The following is a 14,927-nucleotide window of genomic DNA, read 5'->3' on the forward strand; positions in this document are numbered from 1 at the left end:
TTAGCAATCAAGTTACAGACCGACTGCCTAAAGAGCGTGACTATTAAATGGCTACTCTAGCCTCTGTCAAAAAGGCTATTGAAGCTAAGGAATCATTCTTAGAGCGGGTGAAGTCTATTGCTACATTTAATATCGTTTCTCATATGGAGTCTCTAGTGATTCTTTCTAGTGCAGAGTCGCAAATTGAAACACAAATTAAAGAGTTGGAAGAGAAGATTGAAAAGCTGGAGTTCTTTGTCGCTCGAGTTTCTCAATATTTCAGTGATAGTCTAGAAGTTCTTCGTCTAGCTATCCAAGGAGCCACACAACTAAGTGAAATCATTGTCGATAGTGATGGCAACTACTATGCGGACGGTCTGGATATGAGCTGGGTGCAGAAAATGAAGGATGTGAAGATTGAGTCGCATAAGCTTGATAAGGATATTTCAGTTACTCAGGCTGAAAAAGATAAGAAAAAAATTGTGGATGATTTAGTATCATCATACAATCTAGATGAATCTACGGCAAACGTACTTTATAAGCTCCAGCAGGGAATTTTGAAAAAGACAAAACAAGAAGGATGGACTAATGAAAAAGTTCTTTATGAGTACAATAGACTAGTTGCATCTCCAGTTTATGGGGTAAGGGCAACTTGGAGAGGTCTTGCGGGCATTGTTGATGCCAAAAATACAAGTGATTTAGATGATATTTTGATAAATACGTATTCTTTATCTGAAAGAGAGGTAAAGATATTTAAAGAAGGGATTATTAAGCAGTACGAATCTAAACATAATAAAGACTTAGCGCATGAAGCTATTCAAATTGCTAGTTTTACTGAGTTATCTTGGGGTGATAGAGACTTATCGAAGCTAGATGGCAGGAAGGGATTAATCGCCCACATTATTAGCACAATCGGAAATTCAACTCGGATTGGAGATCTCTCTGTAAATACTGAAAAGTATGAAAGTTCCTTCAAAGGAGACATTGATTCAGGGAGATATGATGATGCAGATTTTAATTCAGATTTAGATGCTATTACTTCTTACGAAAGAATGATTTCTAAAAATGTAGAAACAAAAGATGTGTTTAAAGTTCAAGCAGATTACAATCATAGTATACAAACAAACCAGACAAATCGTGTTGAAGAATTCTATACTGTGATGGGAAATGGGGATAAAGCTAACGGTAAACTAATGGTTGAAACTCTTGTTGAAAATAACACAATAGGAGGCAACTTTATTAAGTATGGTTTTGACCTCAATATTTTTATTGGGAATCCTAATGACAAAGAAGAAGGTTGGAAACAAGACTTCTATAATTACTTAGACAGAGGGGATGAGAAAAATGTCGGGACTTAAAAAAATACTAATCGTGATTGGTTCTGTAACGGTCTTAGTTGCTGGAATGAATTTTTATTTTCATGTTCAAAGCTACCAAGAACGTAGCCAACTAAAAGCTTCCTTTGAACAGAAGGACAACATAGCCGTCTTAGAACATTTAATGGCGTCAGAAAAGTATGCGTCTGACATCCGCAAAGCAGGCTATGTCGTTCCTCCCGATGGTGCTATTCGCTTGGATGGAGGAATTGAAGATATAGAGATAAAAGGAAGTTTAGACTTGAAAATTTCAAACCAAGGAAAGGATGAAGTCGCTGTTTTTTTTGAAACAACAGTAAATGAGGAAAAAATAGATGCCTACTATATTTTAGATAATCAATTAACCATAAAACGTAGATATTACTCGCATATTAATAATCAAAATAAAAATGAGAGTGTGACTATCCCCCAAGCCGAAGAAGAGCGCCTATTAAAAAATGTTCAAAAAGAGCTTGAGGCTTTCATGAAAAAGATGTATCAGACTTTGTATGGATAGTTTGTTGTATTAGACTCAGGTGAGCTGACAGGTGTAGCCTACACAGCTGGCAAAGGTCTCTTTACAGAGATTATCATCCCCAGCATCAAAAAACTCCAAGAAGCGATAGACGACATCCAACTAGAGTTGACCTCCTACAAACATGCGGATGCTCAGGTCTCTGGATATGGTGATTTGGACCTAGACCAGCTTAAGGAACTGAAAAAATTGAGGGAAGAGCAGTTAGCTATCGTAGAAGCTCAGATTCAAGTGAGGGAGAACTGACTAAATCAAATCAAAGATCTCTTTACACTTAATTTGGGGAAAGCTTTCTCTGAGAAGACCATCCTCTACAATGCCAAGTCTCAAATCGAGTCGGGCATTCAGGATTTGGATGATAAGATTGAAAAACTAGAATTTTTTGTCTCACAGGTTTCCCAATATTTCAGCGATAGCCTAGAAGTTCTTCGTCTAGCTATTCAAGGAGCCACACAACTAAGTGAAATCATTGTCGATAGTGATGGCAACTACTATGCGGACGGTGTGGACATGAGTTGGGTCAAGAAGATGAAAGAGCAGAAGATTGAGAGCATAAAATATGATTCTTCTAAGAAAACCAAAGACTTGCATAAAGAGTATCAAAGTATTTTAGACAAGTTGGAAAAGGGCAAAGAGCTGAGTGATAAGGAATTTGAAACTCTAGAATCTTATGCTCGACGTTATCCAAAAGTTCAGTTACCAGAAATTGTCACCAACAAGCTGACGACAGAAGCAGCTAACAGAGCTAATCTAGAGAAACTACAGGAAAAAGTTGAGAAAATCAAAAAGAGTGATAAAACTTCGACCGAAAAAGCAAACCTAATTGTCAAAGCTTATGAAGATTATCTGTTTTACAATAATAGAGCTGCTTTTGATGAGTATTGGAAGAAACGAAAGGCGATGGATGATGATTGGACGAGTAAGGATCCAAATATGATTAAGAAGAAAGAAAAAATTGAAAAGGAATTCAATGATTCTTTATCAAACTCTAGAATTAATGTAAAAGAAATAGCCCAGCAACTTGGGGATGATGTTTTAGATGTTAAAAAAATGGAAGATGAGAAGAGAGCAGAATTAATCCAAAAAGGAAGAGAGTTTTGGAAGAGTCCAGGAGACAATGGCGTAACAGATTTTTCTACTCCAATTGGAACAAAATTGGGGGATAATGCTACCTTTATTGATTTAGTCAATACTAATCAGCCGCTTGACCTTAAAAACCGAGTTTATCGAGATGATTACCCATTTTCAGTTTGGGGTCGCCAATGGGAAGAAGGGATGAAATCAGACTACATGGGAAATTACCTCTTTGGCTATGTTGGAAAAGGATATCTAGAATCAAGCGATGACTATTTAAAATATGGTGCAGGAAAGGCACAACAATTCTCGGATTATTTGAAGTTTGATAAATATTTTGTAGTAGGCGCAGATATAAAATACGATCTGAGTCTATTACAAGGTCAGTATGGGGATAATTTTGGTGATGCCGCTGCAATTCAAGACGGCGCGGATGCTTATAAGGGAGGAAATAACTAACATGTTCACTTCATTAGTATTTATCATTTCTTTAATCCTACTTTTGCGCTGTTTTAAAAGTAGGCGTTCAAGGATTATTATTGGCGTGCTGTATAGTCTGTTTGTTGTCTGGTACGTTCAGGCAATTTTAAACTACGGCAAATATACTCTGCAACCAGGTCAAAGCGTTGAATTAAGAGTGTCTCCAAATACGGATCAGGTTGAATATAATTCGGAATTGATTTTAGATAAAAAAGATAATAGAAGTATAAAATTATCAGGTACAAATGTTTGGTCTGAAAAATTTGGGGATGTATTATTTGGGGTAAGTGAAAAGAAAATTATTAAGATAGGCAGTACCGAGGGAGACAAGAATGAGCTTCCTAATAATCAAAAAGATATACATTTAGTAGAAGATGGGATTGTTGTTAGTTATAAAGGAGAAAAAGTTTTTGATGTGACAAACAACAAACCTTACTCCATCACCATCACTAATGTAGACAATAAACCGGCCAAATTTGAGGCTCAAGTGGTGGATAGGTAAGGTGGAACATTGGCAACAACTTAGAATTAGCAATCAAGTTACAGACCGACTGCCTAAAGAGCGTGACTATTAAATGGCTACTCTAGCCTCTATCAAAAAGGCTATTGAAGCAAAAGAATCATTCTTAGAGCGGGTGAAGTCTATTGCTACATTTAATATCGTTTCTCACATGGAATCTCTGGTGATTCTTTCTAGTGCAGAGTCGCAAATTGAATCACAAATCAAAGAATTGGAAGAGAAGATTGAAAAGCTGGAGTTCTTTGTCGCTCAAGTCTCCCAATATTTCAGTGATAGCCTAGAAGTCCTTCGTCTAGCTATTCAAGGAGCTACGCAACTAAGTAAAATCATTGTCGATAGCGATGGCAACTACTATGCGGACGGTGTGGACATGAGCTGGGTACAGAAGATGAAGGATGTGAAGATTGAGTCATTGGATTATAAAGAAGAGAATAAATCGGATAAATTTATAAATCTTCTAGTTGAACAGTATGGCTTTGATAAAGAGATGAGTGGATTGATTACTGAAATATCCACATTGATTGATGAAAAATTCCCGTATTTATCTCAAACGGAACGGGAACAACTTTTGCTAGTGACACTAGGGAGCTTTATATATTCAGAAGGCTTTGAGAATGGTGAATCAATGGGAGATAAGGCTAAAGGATATATTAGTGATGTCAGTTGGATGGACGTTGCTGGCACACCTTCGGATATAACTGGCCTCCCACTTGATGGTAAAACATTGTTGAAACATTTGGGATTAACTGATAATCAAATAACCAAGTTACGTTATAATATTCGATTACAAAGTCAAATTTCCTCAGGAATATATAGAAACTATGCTGGTATGAACGTTGATGAACGAAAAAAATATAAGTCAACTTATGAAAAAGTCTATGGTGTTCAATTGACCGACGAGATGTTCGAGGAAAAATGGAATGAAAAGTACTCTTCCTTTTATGGAAAAGGAGATTTTGCTCATTTCTCTATTACTACAGCATCGAACTTAAATAATAGACTTAGAGGAAGTGATTTAACAAAATTTGGACACGAGAATGTTAACGATTTTGCAGGTTGGTTAGGTGATGCGACACTTACTGATAGTAATGATATTAGTTTTGGAAATGACGATTATAAAGCAGACTTAGATGCGGTAAATATCACTCAAAAAATGAAACGAAAAAAAATATCATATATTGAAGCTTCAAATGAGTATTACTCAGAAATGAAACGAGGCGAATACACTCGTGCAGAAAAATTTGTAGAGTATAAATCGGTAGAAGAAATTAAACAAAAAATTTTCACAAAATTACTACCAGATAATATGAAATATGTGGAAGAATCGGGAATGCAATCGCATTTTGAATTACCTAATGAAGAACAGTGTATGGCCTACCTACAAAAAAATTACCCAAGTACTTATAATTTCATTCGAAATATTGAAACAGGTAATCAAGAATTGACAGAGATGAGGTGATTAGATGAGGAAGAAAAAATTTGTAATTTTTTCATTGTTAATGGTTCTATTATTATCTTTCTCTGGTTTTCAGTATTATAAATATCAGAGAGTTCATAATATTTTTGATGAAATATACTACGAAGAAAGTGATTATCACAATTATACATTTCTCTGGAAAGGACGAGCTTTTTATAAGTTAAAAGGGTTAAAAATTATCGATAATGGATCTCAAGATTTATATAAACATTCTATTGATTATAAAAGTGTAAATTTACCAAACACTATTCATTCTCTAGGTTATTATTTTTATTTTGGATTTCAGGAGATGACGAAAGTTGGGATAGAAATGCGTTTGAGACTGCCAGATACAGAGACAACCATAAATGTAGATTACCAGTACGATGTAAACAATCAGCAATTAGAACGGTTTATGTGGTACTATGATGATGAGAGTACAGGATATTTTCAGCAATCTCAAATAGAAGCCTTTCTAGTGGAGCATGGAAAGACTGTCGATGAGATTCGCAAGGAAGCAGATAATGTACTCCGTAATAAAGTCCTTAAAGACTGGACCACTATCTACTCTAGTCGTTTTAGCCCAGATAATTGGGGAGAAGTGACAGTTAAGGATATATGGAGAACCGAATAACAAACGGAACGACGAGGTAATAGTTTTATAAAGGCAGCTTGCTATGACAGAGTTCTTAAGAACATTTTGTAAAAAAAGAAGTCACTTTGGAGAAGTAAATGAGAAATAAAAGTAAGTATATCCTTTTTTCCCTATTTTTCTTTTTTTATATTGTATTGTTCATCGTTAAGCCAATCTATCAATATTATTCATTTTCTAAGATGGATGTGAATAGTAGTATGGTTCAATTGATTCAAGATAAAAATGATCAGGATTGGCATGCTCTTGATAAGCATATTCATCTAGTGTCCTCAAAAGAAAATGGAAAGAACATCGGCCTTATCTATGTGGTGGATGACTATAATCAAATTGAAAGTAAGATTTCTTCTGAGAATCAAGCGGTATCCATCAGTTACAATAATCGATTACAAGGAGACAAGAGTGTTGAAATTAGTTGGTTAAATGGGGAAAAGCGGTTGTATCATGCTGGGAGATATTTGAAATTAGCAAGTGAAAATCAAGCTGTGATTGAAAGTAACACAGGTTCTTCAGTGACCGTTTGGGAACAACGTTCGGAGAAAGCTAAAAAGCGATTATATGCGGTTGTAGAACAAATGAAAAAAACTGTTCTAGAGCATTTGTTCCAGCAAATAGTGTTCTGTTCGTTAGCTGTCATTCTCTTTCTTTTAGGGTGGAAAATATATTATCATTTAAGGAGGTATTGAAATTCGCAGGGGTTCTGAACTTCAATAAAGCTTCTAGGGATATGATGCTATCGGACGATGGAGATGTCTACTATCGTGCCGAATTAAAGAAGCGCTTAAAAGGTCACGACAAGTCCGAATGGGATAAAATAATCGACGACTACAATCACACTCTTAAGATTGACGAGACAGGGAATATCATTGACATTCATCCCTTGGAACAAGGCTATGTCGTTTCAAAAAATGGGAAATATGATGATGATTATACTCATTTGGTTAACAAAAAGTTTGATGAACTAAAAGCACAAAACTTTGAAGCAAATTCAGCCGAATTTTGGAGTGGAGTAGCTCAAATATTCTCTGGATTGGGAGTTTACTTTGCAAGTGGCGCCCTTGAAGCCTTGAGTATCATAGCTGGTCCGCCAACAGCAGGGACAAGCATCGTAGCTGGTACCGCAGCATCTGTATCAGGGGTACAATATGGGAATGTACTGATAGCTAGTGGAGCAGTAACTAGCTTATCAGCTATCACAAAGACAGCCTTACAAAATGGCGAAATTCAAGTTGATTATTCTAGCAACTACGATAGCTGGCAGGCAAATAAACCGACGAGTAAGACTTTTGGGACTGTTGAAGGAAAGATTGGAAGTAGAAAAGGGAATATTCGTGTGGATGCAGAACCAAACAGTGGTAAAATTCAGGTTCAATCTGGAAGTGGGAAAGCTGGATATACATTGAATGAGGATATTCCTTATACCCAAATAACGGATGCTCAAAGCGCTAGAAATTGGCTTGATTCAATATCCAAATTGAAAAAATTGTCAAATTATGAGAAAAATCAATTAGTTAGATTTATCTTGAGAGCTGCTGAATTCTTGAGAACGTAGGAGTAAAATATGAAATTATATATTAAAGGTGATTACACCAAAGAAATTCCGTTTGATTATTTAGAACTAGCGAAGAGAATGTGGTTTGATACTAAAGATGGGAAGACAGTAGATATTTCTTATTTTGGGAATACTCGCCCATTTAAAACAGACCCAACTATTCACTTGAAATTGAATAAGTGGATGCATGATAATAGATGGAATAATGTTCAGTTGAAAGAAGGGATTATCAATAAATTTGGGAGTCATGTATATGAAAATCTTGAATTAGATTTTGAAGACAATCCAGCAACAGACTATCGAGAAAAAGGAGACTGTCTACGTTTAGCTTCTACCCACTTTGACCTTCTCACTGTTGATAAACGAGCTATGTATATTATGGCCATTGAAATTGCGACTGCTATTGATGGTCAGATTAGCGAAGATGATAAAGAGAGCTGGTTAAGTGTGGAGGAATTTAAAAAACGGCATGAGGATATCCTTTCGATGAGTTATGAAGAGGCTAATGAGCTGAGTTTGGAAGAAATTCCGTTTATGGACGATGTAAGAGACCCGGTTTGGGAAGAAGACGACCGCAGGAATGAAGAATACATAAAAATCCATGGTGAACCAGTTTATGATGATGAGGAAGATGAGTGAGAATTTATAATCCCACCTATTTGAAAGAGAGTGTTGATAGAGGAAAGGCGAATGTCAGATAAAGTAAAACAGTTTAAGTGGTTGATTGTATTGTCCTTGTTCCTATTAGCGATTCCTTTATATTTTACTTACAATCATTTCCAACAATCTAGTGCTTTAAAAGAAGCTTTTGAAAAAAATGAAAGAATTGAAGTTCTTCATCGTTTGCTAGAATCAGAGAAGTACGCACCTGATATTCGCAAAGCAGGCTTTACCATTCCGCCAGATGGAGCCATTCGGTTAGAAGGGGTTATTTATCCACTGGAAATAGAAGGAGATATACATTTGAAAATTAGTCCTCCTCAAAAGCAAGCTAAGGATTTTCAGTTATTTTTCATCACACAGGTTAATGAAAAACAAACACATGTAGCTTTCGTTTTAGATGAAAATCTGAATTTACTTTATTCTAGCTATTCTCAGGAAAATGGTAACGGGAAAAGAGAAATAGTTTCTATCTCACAATCTGAAGAAGCCCGCTTGTTGAAAATTGTTCAAAGTGAGATTAATAGCTTCATTAAAAAGATGTATCAAATCTTGTATGGTTAGTTTTGTAGAAGAGTTAAATACCAATAACCCCCTATACTTAAAAAACCGAGCATACAGAGAAGACTATCCTTTCTCAATTTGGGGCCGCTAGTGGAAAGAAGGGAAGAAGCCTGATTATTTGGGAAATTATCTTTTTGGCTATGTTGGTAAAGGTTATTTAGAATCTAGTGATACATATTTGAAAGTTGGTGCAGGAATGGCTCAGGGATGGTCAGATAAGAATCCTTTGAAATATTTAGAGAACGTTATTAATGGAAATTATGGAGATAATCCAGGAGATGCTAAGACAATTCAAGATGGTATTAATGATTATAGGGAGAATTACAAATGACCTATAGGAAGAAAAAAATCTGGAAATTAGGTTGTGGCTTGCTAATATTAATCCTAGCAACTAGCATTTTTGGACTATATTTATGGGCAAAAAATATTGGTAAGTACACTCTGCAACCAGGTCAAAGCGTTGAATTAAGAGTGTCTCCAAATACGGATCAGGTTGAATATAATTCGGAATTGATTTTAGAAAAAAAAAGATGATGCTAAATTAAAATTATCGGGCCGAAAAGGCTGGGGGATGAAAGGAAGTAATACGGTTTATAATGTTGAGAAGCAGTCAATAACTGAGATTATTATTTCTAAAGATGGAACAGAGCGCAAAGACTTACCGAATGATAAGAGTAAAAGTATCTATTTAGAGAGTGATGGAATAGTGGCTCAAGGGGAAATAAAGGAAGTATTTGGGGTGACGGAAGAAACCCCCTACACGATTACCATTACCAATGTGGACGACAAACCAGCGCGCTTTGAAGCTCAAGTGGTGGATAGGTAAAGTAGAACATTGACAACAACTTAGAATTAGCAATCAAGTAACAGACCGACCGCCCAAAGACTGTGACTATTAAATAGCTACTCTAGCCTCTATCAAAAAGGCTATTGAAGCTAAAGAATCATTCTTAGAGCGGATGAAGTCTATTGCTACATTTAATATCGTTTCTCACATGCAGTTAAAGATTATGCCCATGAAGCAATTCAGTTTGCAGCATTTACTGAACAAAGCTGTGACTTGAATCTTTACTCAATTGCTCATGCTATAAGTGAGGTGGGAAATACTGCCAGAATCAATATCCCAGGTAGCACAGCCTCACTGCCTTATCCCATGGAAAAATATGAAATTTCCTTCAAGGGAGATGTGGACTCTGGCCGTTATGGTGATACTGACTTTAACTCAGATTTGGATTCAATCAATAGCTATGAGCTAATGAAAACCGCGAATCAAAAAGATATTTTTAAAATACAAGCAGACTATAATCAGGGAATTGGATCTAATAAGATTAACCGTGTTGAAGAGTTTTATAAAAATATGGGGTGTGGAGATATCAAAGTCGGTAAAGATATTGTTCATTACATTGTAACAGATGGTAGTACAGGAGGCCATATGTTTATAACTCGTGGTCAGTCAGAGGAGGAACAAAAGAAGAATCAGGAGGCCTTTTTTGACTATTTAGAAAGAGGGGCTGCTACAAATGTTCGTTAAATTCAAACGCTATAAATACCTGACTATTGTTTTGTCCTTACTTCTGATCCTTATTCCTTCCTATTTTGCTTATGAGCGTTATCAATATGACGCTTTTAAGCGTGCTTATGAACAAAAAACAATTTATGAACAACTAGATATCTTGATGAATTCCACTCGCTATGTGAATGCAGTCAGAAAAGCCGGTTATTCCATAGATGACTACAATGTAAAAATGATGGAACGTATTTCCAGCATAGAGACCAAAGGAGGTCAACCAGTAACCATTATATCTCCAGACGATGGAGTAACTATGATTACAGTTAAAAAGATAGGTACCACTCCTAATGTGACATCAACTTTTCAATTTAATAATGAACTAGAATTGGAATACGTGGGCTATATGAAAATAGATAGCACGTCACAAGAAAGAATTGAAGTTGATGATGAGACTACAAATAAGATAGCAGATGAGGTGAGAGCAGAGGCAAAAGCTATGCTCAAAGATATTTACCAATCCATGTACCCAAATGAAAAATAAAAATCTATCGTATATTGATGCGTTAATGAGTATTATTCAGATACGGAACGAGGCGAGTGCACTCGCGCAAGAAAAATTGTAGACTATAAATCGATAGAAGAGACTAAACAAAAATTTTTACAAAATTACTACTAGATAAAATAAGTTGAGGAGGTGGGAATGCAATCTCATTTTGAATAACCTACTGAAAATCGGAGTGTAGAATATCTACAAAAGATTCGCCAAGTAGCTATAATTTCATTCTAAATATTGAAGCAGTCAATCAAGAATTGGAAGAAATGAGGTGATTGGATGAAGAAAAAACGATTATTCGTTTCGCTTTAGTGTACAGAATTGGGGAGAAGTAAAATTTAAAGATGTTTGGAAAACAGAATAGGGAAACTGATACCAAGGTTAGGTTACTTCAGAAATATTTCAAAACAAAACCTGCCCAATCGTATTTAATGCTCATTGTGCTTGTTTGGTCAGTATATGAGATTGGTGCGACCAGTCTGGCTAGTAACTCGGTCTTGACCAAGGAATTTATGCATAGTCGGTACGTTATGGTTTGGCCAATGGTAGATAGAAAGGCAAATCTATACCACTATGCGGAAGAATGGACTAGTAACATTTTGGATGGCATTATGCATCTAGACTATGAAAATATTAGAATAACTAGTTTTCCTAGAAAATGGGATAGTGAAGTTGAAATATACTATGCTCTGTCTGAAGATAAGTATGCTGATAGAGTATATTTTTTCTTAGATGAACCAATATCCAGAGCCTATACTACTAGTTTAGAGCAAAATTATTATTTGATTTCAAAGAATGCAGCTGTTATTAAAGAGGAAACAGGCAAAACGATTGAACAGTTAGGTCAAGAAGTGAGACATGCAAGGAAAAACTTCTTATCTGCTCTTGGTAAGATGAGAATCCTTCGTTTGGTCTATTTGCTTCTTCGTATGATAGTACTGTTACTATGTATCAGGTGGTCTGGTCAGCACAGAAAACGGAAAGAAGATGAAATCCTACAGAATGGATAGAGTCTTGAAACGATACGGAATCTATAAGGAAAATAAAGAATGATAACTTCAGTAATTTTTATTGCTTCTCTATTATTCCTTTTGCGCCGTTTTAAAAGTAGGCGTTCAAGGATTATTATTGGCCTGCTGTATAGTCTGTTTGTTGTCTGGTACGTTCAGGCAATTTTAAATTACGGTAAATATACCCTACAACCTGGACAGTCGATCAGCCTAACGGTCAAACCTCGGATACAGGATGTGGAATATTATTCAGAGTTAATTCTAAAGAAAACTGATAAAAATAAACTAGAGTTAAATGGCAGAGAGTATTGGTCTGTAAGTGGTAGTGAGTTGCATTATGATTTAAGTAAGCAAAATGTGTTCAAATGGGTCAGAGATGAGTCGGGAGAATTGACTGAATCTTATGTGGAAAATAGTGATTTAGCTGATATTTATATAGAAAAATCAAATTTAATTATTCAGTATCAAGGAGAAAAAGTTTTTGATGTCACGAATAACAAACCCTACACTATCACCATCACCAATGTAGACAATAAACCGGCTAAATTTGAAGCTCAAGTGGTGGATAAGTAAGGTAGAACATTGGCAACAACTTAGAATTAGCAATCAAGTTACAGACCGCCTGCCTAAAAGAGCGTGACTACCTAATAGCTACTCTAGCCTCTATCAAAAAGGCTATTGAAGCTAAGGAATCATTCTTAGAGCGGGTGAAGTCTATTGCTACATTTAATATCGTTTCTCACATGGAGTCTCTGGTGATTCTTTCTAGTGTAGAGTCGCAAATTGAATCACAAATTAAAGAGAATGAAGAAATGAGAAGAAACTTATAAATTATACGTTTCTTCTCATTCTAGTGAACAATCATCAACCTTCGAAAATTTCATGAATGCTATCCAACATTTCCAAAAGGATTTAGACAAACCCAATCCCTCTATCGGAGAGTAAAATGTTAAAAAAAAAAAGAAAAACTATTTTAAAAACAAACCTACTCAAGCTTTCTTGATGCTCATTGTGCTTGTTTGGTCTTTATATGAGATTGGTGCGACTAGTCTGGCTAGCAACTCGGCTCTGACCAAGGAATTCATGCATAGTCGGTACGTTATGGTTTGGCCAATAGTAGATAGAAAGGCGAAGCTATACCACTATGCGGAAGAATGGACTAGTAACATTTTGGATGGCATTATGCATCTAGACTATGAAAATATAAAAATGACCTGTTACCCTAATAAATATGATGATCAGGTCTCCGCTGAATACAATCAGATTCCTAATAAGGAAAATTATGCGATTTCATTTCCTTTAGACGGGGCATTGTCCAAATCAAATTTTTCGACATTAGACACTAGATACTATCTAATATCAAAGAATGCAGCTATTGTAGAACAAAAGACAGGTAAGACTGTTGAGGAATTAACTCATGAGATAGGGCATGCAAGGGAGGCCTTCTTATCTGCTCTTGGTAAGATGAGAATCCTTCGTTTGGTCTATTTGCTTCTTCGTCTGATAGTATTGTTGCTATGTATCAGGTGGTCGGGTCAGCGGAGAAAACGGAAAGAAGATGAAATATTGCAGAATGGATAGACTCCTAATACGATATGGGGTCTATAAGGAGATTCACAAATGACCTTGAAAAAACAATGGGATTGGAATTTAGGTTGTAGTTTATTACTTGTTGGAGTTCTGGTATCTGCTTTTCTCTTTTATTTATGGGCACAAAATCTTGGGAAGTATACCCTTCAATCTGGTCAGTCTATTAGCCTGAAAGTTAAACCTCGGACACAAGATGTTGAATACTATTCAGTGTTAATTTTGAAGAAAAATGATAATAATAAGCTTAAATTATCAGGTTCAGGAGTTTGGTTTGAGGTAAATGGGGACATTTTTTATGGGGTTGAAGAGCAAAAACTCTTTAAACGAAACTATTCAGAAAATGATAATGAAGAGTTACCCAACAATCAAAAAGGTATTCATTTAGTAAAAGATGGGATTGTTGTTAATTATCAGGGAGAAAAAGTTTTTGATGTCACGAATAACAAACTTTACACCATCACCATCACCAATGTAGATGATAAACCAGTTCAGTTTGAAGCTCAGGTGGCAGACAAGTAAGATAAAATATTAGCGACAACTTATAAATTAGCAATCAAGTAACAGATCGCCTGCCAAAAGAACGTGACTACCTGATAGCTACTCTAGCCTCTGGAGAACTCATGTAAGAAGCCTGTACAGCAGGTGAACAATTTATCAAGCACGGGAAAAGATGGGATTTCTTATGGAAACCAGATACGGATGAGCATAAAAAATCAAAAGAAGATTTTTATGATTATTTGAAGCAAGGAGAAGATAAAAATGTCGGTACGTAAAAAAATAATAAGCATCCTACTTTTGATAATAACTGCTTTTGTCATTTGGTTGCTCTTTGGCCCTGATGATAAACCTGAACCAGATTTTTCTTCTGCCAATAAAATTGAACTACTGGCAAGTATTCTCGCAGGTAATAACGAGGATATTATCCGAGATGCTGGCTATGGAATTCCGGATGACCCGGTGATTCGCCGATGGGGAATAAATGAACTTAAAATACCTGGTAAATTAAACTTGGATGTACGCCCACCGACTAGTTTGGAAGACAGTGAGCTTCTGATTCATTTTTCTACTACAATTGATGGTAAAGAAATAGATGCAGGTTTTTTCGTGGATAAAGAATTAAAATTGACTTATTCAAGATATACTTATATAGATAAGGATGCTATTAGGAAAAAAATTGAAATAGATAAGACTCAAGAAAAAGAGCTACTACATCAGGTTCAAACAGAATTGAATCAGTTCTTTGAAAAAATGGAACAGCAGCTAGCTTCTAAATAGGAAATATAATAAAAGAATCATAAATAAAGATTCGGAAGGCTGATGATGAGCCACTCTGGGAAGAATTGGATAGGAAACATGAAGGATACATCAAAATCCAGGGTTAACATGTTCATGACGACGAGGAAGTGGATGAGAGCGACTTAAAATAAACATGCTTCT

The 14,927-nt window shown here is 35.8% G+C and carries 18 protein-coding genes and 2 pseudogenes; all 20 read left to right on the forward strand.

Annotated elements, in window-relative coordinates:
* Window positions 1-155: 155 nt before the first annotated feature.
* The 20 genes and pseudogenes from ACWPVL_RS05015 (at window position 156) to ACWPVL_RS05110 (ending at window position 14,765) form a co-directional block, all read left to right on the forward strand.
* Window positions 156-1,337 (forward strand): ATP-binding protein, encoded by a 1,182-nt coding sequence (locus ACWPVL_RS05015; RefSeq protein WP_454387298.1) that lies wholly within the window; start codon window positions 156-158, stop codon window positions 1,335-1,337.
* Complete coding sequence (locus tag ACWPVL_RS05020; RefSeq protein WP_454387300.1) at window positions 1,324-1,851, forward strand: thiol-disulfide isomerase; 528 nt, start codon at window positions 1,324-1,326, stop codon at window positions 1,849-1,851. The genes ACWPVL_RS05015 and ACWPVL_RS05020 overlap by 14 nt, the downstream gene beginning before the upstream one ends.
* A 24-nt stretch (window positions 1,852-1,875) precedes the next feature.
* A pseudogene (locus ACWPVL_RS05025) lies at window positions 1,876-2,421 on the forward strand (virulence protein); the annotation flags it as partial.
* Between the two features lie 498 nt (window positions 2,422-2,919).
* Entirely contained in the window at window positions 2,920-3,402 is a 483-nt protein-coding gene (locus ACWPVL_RS05030) for a polymorphic toxin type 44 domain-containing protein (protein WP_454387675.1), read from the forward strand.
* A gap of 1 nt (window position 3,403) precedes the next feature.
* A complete protein-coding gene (locus ACWPVL_RS05035; protein WP_454387302.1) occupies window positions 3,404-3,925 on the forward strand; it encodes a hypothetical protein in 522 nt (173 codons plus the stop codon).
* 73 nt (window positions 3,926-3,998) lie between these two features.
* Entirely contained in the window at window positions 3,999-5,402 is a 1,404-nt protein-coding gene (locus tag ACWPVL_RS05040) for an ATP-binding protein (RefSeq protein WP_454387304.1), read from the forward strand.
* A 4-nt stretch (window positions 5,403-5,406) separates the two neighbouring features.
* Window positions 5,407-6,033 carry a TipC family immunity protein gene (locus ACWPVL_RS05045; RefSeq protein WP_223331033.1) on the forward strand — a complete coding sequence of 209 codons (627 nt, stop codon included), beginning with the start codon at window positions 5,407-5,409 and terminating at the stop codon, window positions 6,031-6,033.
* 98 nt (window positions 6,034-6,131) lie between these two features.
* Entirely contained in the window at window positions 6,132-6,737 is a 606-nt protein-coding gene (locus ACWPVL_RS05050) for a hypothetical protein (RefSeq protein WP_454387306.1), read from the forward strand.
* Window positions 6,734-7,603 (forward strand): hypothetical protein, encoded by an 870-nt coding sequence (locus ACWPVL_RS05055; RefSeq protein ID WP_454387308.1) that lies wholly within the window; start codon window positions 6,734-6,736, stop codon window positions 7,601-7,603. The genes ACWPVL_RS05050 and ACWPVL_RS05055 overlap by 4 nt, the downstream gene beginning before the upstream one ends.
* Window positions 7,604-7,612: 9 nt before the next feature.
* Window positions 7,613-8,242 carry a hypothetical protein gene (locus tag ACWPVL_RS05060; protein WP_454387310.1) on the forward strand — a complete coding sequence of 210 codons (630 nt, stop codon included), beginning with the start codon at window positions 7,613-7,615 and terminating at the stop codon, window positions 8,240-8,242.
* Window positions 8,243-8,293: 51 nt separating this feature from the next.
* Complete coding sequence (locus ACWPVL_RS05065) at window positions 8,294-8,827, forward strand: thiol-disulfide isomerase (protein ID WP_454387312.1); 534 nt, start codon at window positions 8,294-8,296, stop codon at window positions 8,825-8,827.
* Window positions 8,828-8,945: 118 nt separating this feature from the next.
* On the forward strand, window positions 8,946-9,158 hold the full coding sequence (locus ACWPVL_RS05070) for a polymorphic toxin type 44 domain-containing protein (RefSeq protein ID WP_454387314.1): 213 nt from the start codon (window positions 8,946-8,948) through the stop codon (window positions 9,156-9,158).
* A pseudogene (locus ACWPVL_RS05075) lies at window positions 9,155-9,653 on the forward strand (hypothetical protein). The gene ACWPVL_RS05070 and the pseudogene ACWPVL_RS05075 overlap by 4 nt, the downstream one beginning before the upstream one ends.
* A gap of 270 nt (window positions 9,654-9,923) precedes the next feature.
* Window positions 9,924-10,358, forward strand: coding sequence for a hypothetical protein (locus ACWPVL_RS05080; RefSeq protein ID WP_454387316.1), 435 nt, complete (start codon window positions 9,924-9,926; stop codon window positions 10,356-10,358).
* On the forward strand, window positions 10,348-10,878 hold the full coding sequence (locus ACWPVL_RS05085) for a hypothetical protein (RefSeq protein WP_061423422.1): 531 nt from the start codon (window positions 10,348-10,350) through the stop codon (window positions 10,876-10,878). Before ACWPVL_RS05080 ends, ACWPVL_RS05085 begins: the two co-directional genes overlap by 11 nt.
* A gap of 356 nt (window positions 10,879-11,234) precedes the next feature.
* Window positions 11,235-11,900 (forward strand): hypothetical protein, encoded by a 666-nt coding sequence (locus tag ACWPVL_RS05090; protein ID WP_454387318.1) that lies wholly within the window; start codon window positions 11,235-11,237, stop codon window positions 11,898-11,900.
* A 39-nt stretch (window positions 11,901-11,939) separates the two neighbouring features.
* Window positions 11,940-12,473, forward strand: coding sequence for a hypothetical protein (locus ACWPVL_RS05095; RefSeq protein ID WP_454387320.1), 534 nt, complete (start codon window positions 11,940-11,942; stop codon window positions 12,471-12,473).
* Between the two features lie 429 nt (window positions 12,474-12,902).
* The gene (locus tag ACWPVL_RS05100; RefSeq protein WP_454387677.1) at window positions 12,903-13,481 is read left to right on the forward strand and encodes a hypothetical protein; all 579 of its coding nucleotides are present in this window, start codon (window positions 12,903-12,905) and stop codon (window positions 13,479-13,481) included.
* A gap of 39 nt (window positions 13,482-13,520) precedes the next feature.
* Window positions 13,521-14,009 carry a hypothetical protein gene (locus ACWPVL_RS05105; RefSeq protein ID WP_454387322.1) on the forward strand — a complete coding sequence of 163 codons (489 nt, stop codon included), beginning with the start codon at window positions 13,521-13,523 and terminating at the stop codon, window positions 14,007-14,009.
* Between the two features lie 240 nt (window positions 14,010-14,249).
* A complete protein-coding gene (locus tag ACWPVL_RS05110) occupies window positions 14,250-14,765 on the forward strand; it encodes a hypothetical protein (protein WP_454387324.1) in 516 nt (171 codons plus the stop codon).
* Window positions 14,766-14,927 lie beyond the last annotated feature (162 nt).

It is taken from the genome of Streptococcus sp. Marseille-Q8145 (assembly GCF_965112035.1).

What these genes read in the sequence shown, in the direction of transcription:
- ACWPVL_RS05020 (WP_454387300.1), top strand. Translation starts at nt 1,324, where the DNA reads ATGTCGGGACTTAAAAAAATACTAATCGTGATTGGTTCTGTAACGGTC.
- ACWPVL_RS05110 (WP_454387324.1), top strand. Translation starts at nt 14,250, where the DNA reads ATGTCGGTACGTAAAAAAATAATAAGCATCCTACTTTTGATAATAACT.
- ACWPVL_RS05050 (WP_454387306.1), top strand. Translation starts at nt 6,132, where the DNA reads ATGAGAAATAAAAGTAAGTATATCCTTTTTTCCCTATTTTTCTTTTTT.
- ACWPVL_RS05060 (WP_454387310.1), top strand. Translation starts at nt 7,613, where the DNA reads ATGAAATTATATATTAAAGGTGATTACACCAAAGAAATTCCGTTTGAT.
- ACWPVL_RS05045 (WP_223331033.1), top strand. Translation starts at nt 5,407, where the DNA reads ATGAGGAAGAAAAAATTTGTAATTTTTTCATTGTTAATGGTTCTATTA.
- ACWPVL_RS05040 (WP_454387304.1), top strand. Translation starts at nt 3,999, where the DNA reads ATGGCTACTCTAGCCTCTATCAAAAAGGCTATTGAAGCAAAAGAATCA.
- ACWPVL_RS05090 (WP_454387318.1), top strand. Translation starts at nt 11,235, where the DNA reads ATGTTTGGAAAACAGAATAGGGAAACTGATACCAAGGTTAGGTTACTT.
- ACWPVL_RS05095 (WP_454387320.1), top strand. Translation starts at nt 11,940, where the DNA reads ATGATAACTTCAGTAATTTTTATTGCTTCTCTATTATTCCTTTTGCGC.
- ACWPVL_RS05035 (WP_454387302.1), top strand. Translation starts at nt 3,404, where the DNA reads ATGTTCACTTCATTAGTATTTATCATTTCTTTAATCCTACTTTTGCGC.
- ACWPVL_RS05085 (WP_061423422.1), top strand. Translation starts at nt 10,348, where the DNA reads ATGTTCGTTAAATTCAAACGCTATAAATACCTGACTATTGTTTTGTCC.
- ACWPVL_RS05100 (WP_454387677.1), top strand. Translation starts at nt 12,903, where the DNA reads ATGCTCATTGTGCTTGTTTGGTCTTTATATGAGATTGGTGCGACTAGT.
- ACWPVL_RS05030 (WP_454387675.1), top strand. Translation starts at nt 2,920, where the DNA reads ATGGAAGATGAGAAGAGAGCAGAATTAATCCAAAAAGGAAGAGAGTTT.
- ACWPVL_RS05065 (WP_454387312.1), top strand. Translation starts at nt 8,294, where the DNA reads ATGTCAGATAAAGTAAAACAGTTTAAGTGGTTGATTGTATTGTCCTTG.
- ACWPVL_RS05105 (WP_454387322.1), top strand. Translation starts at nt 13,521, where the DNA reads ATGACCTTGAAAAAACAATGGGATTGGAATTTAGGTTGTAGTTTATTA.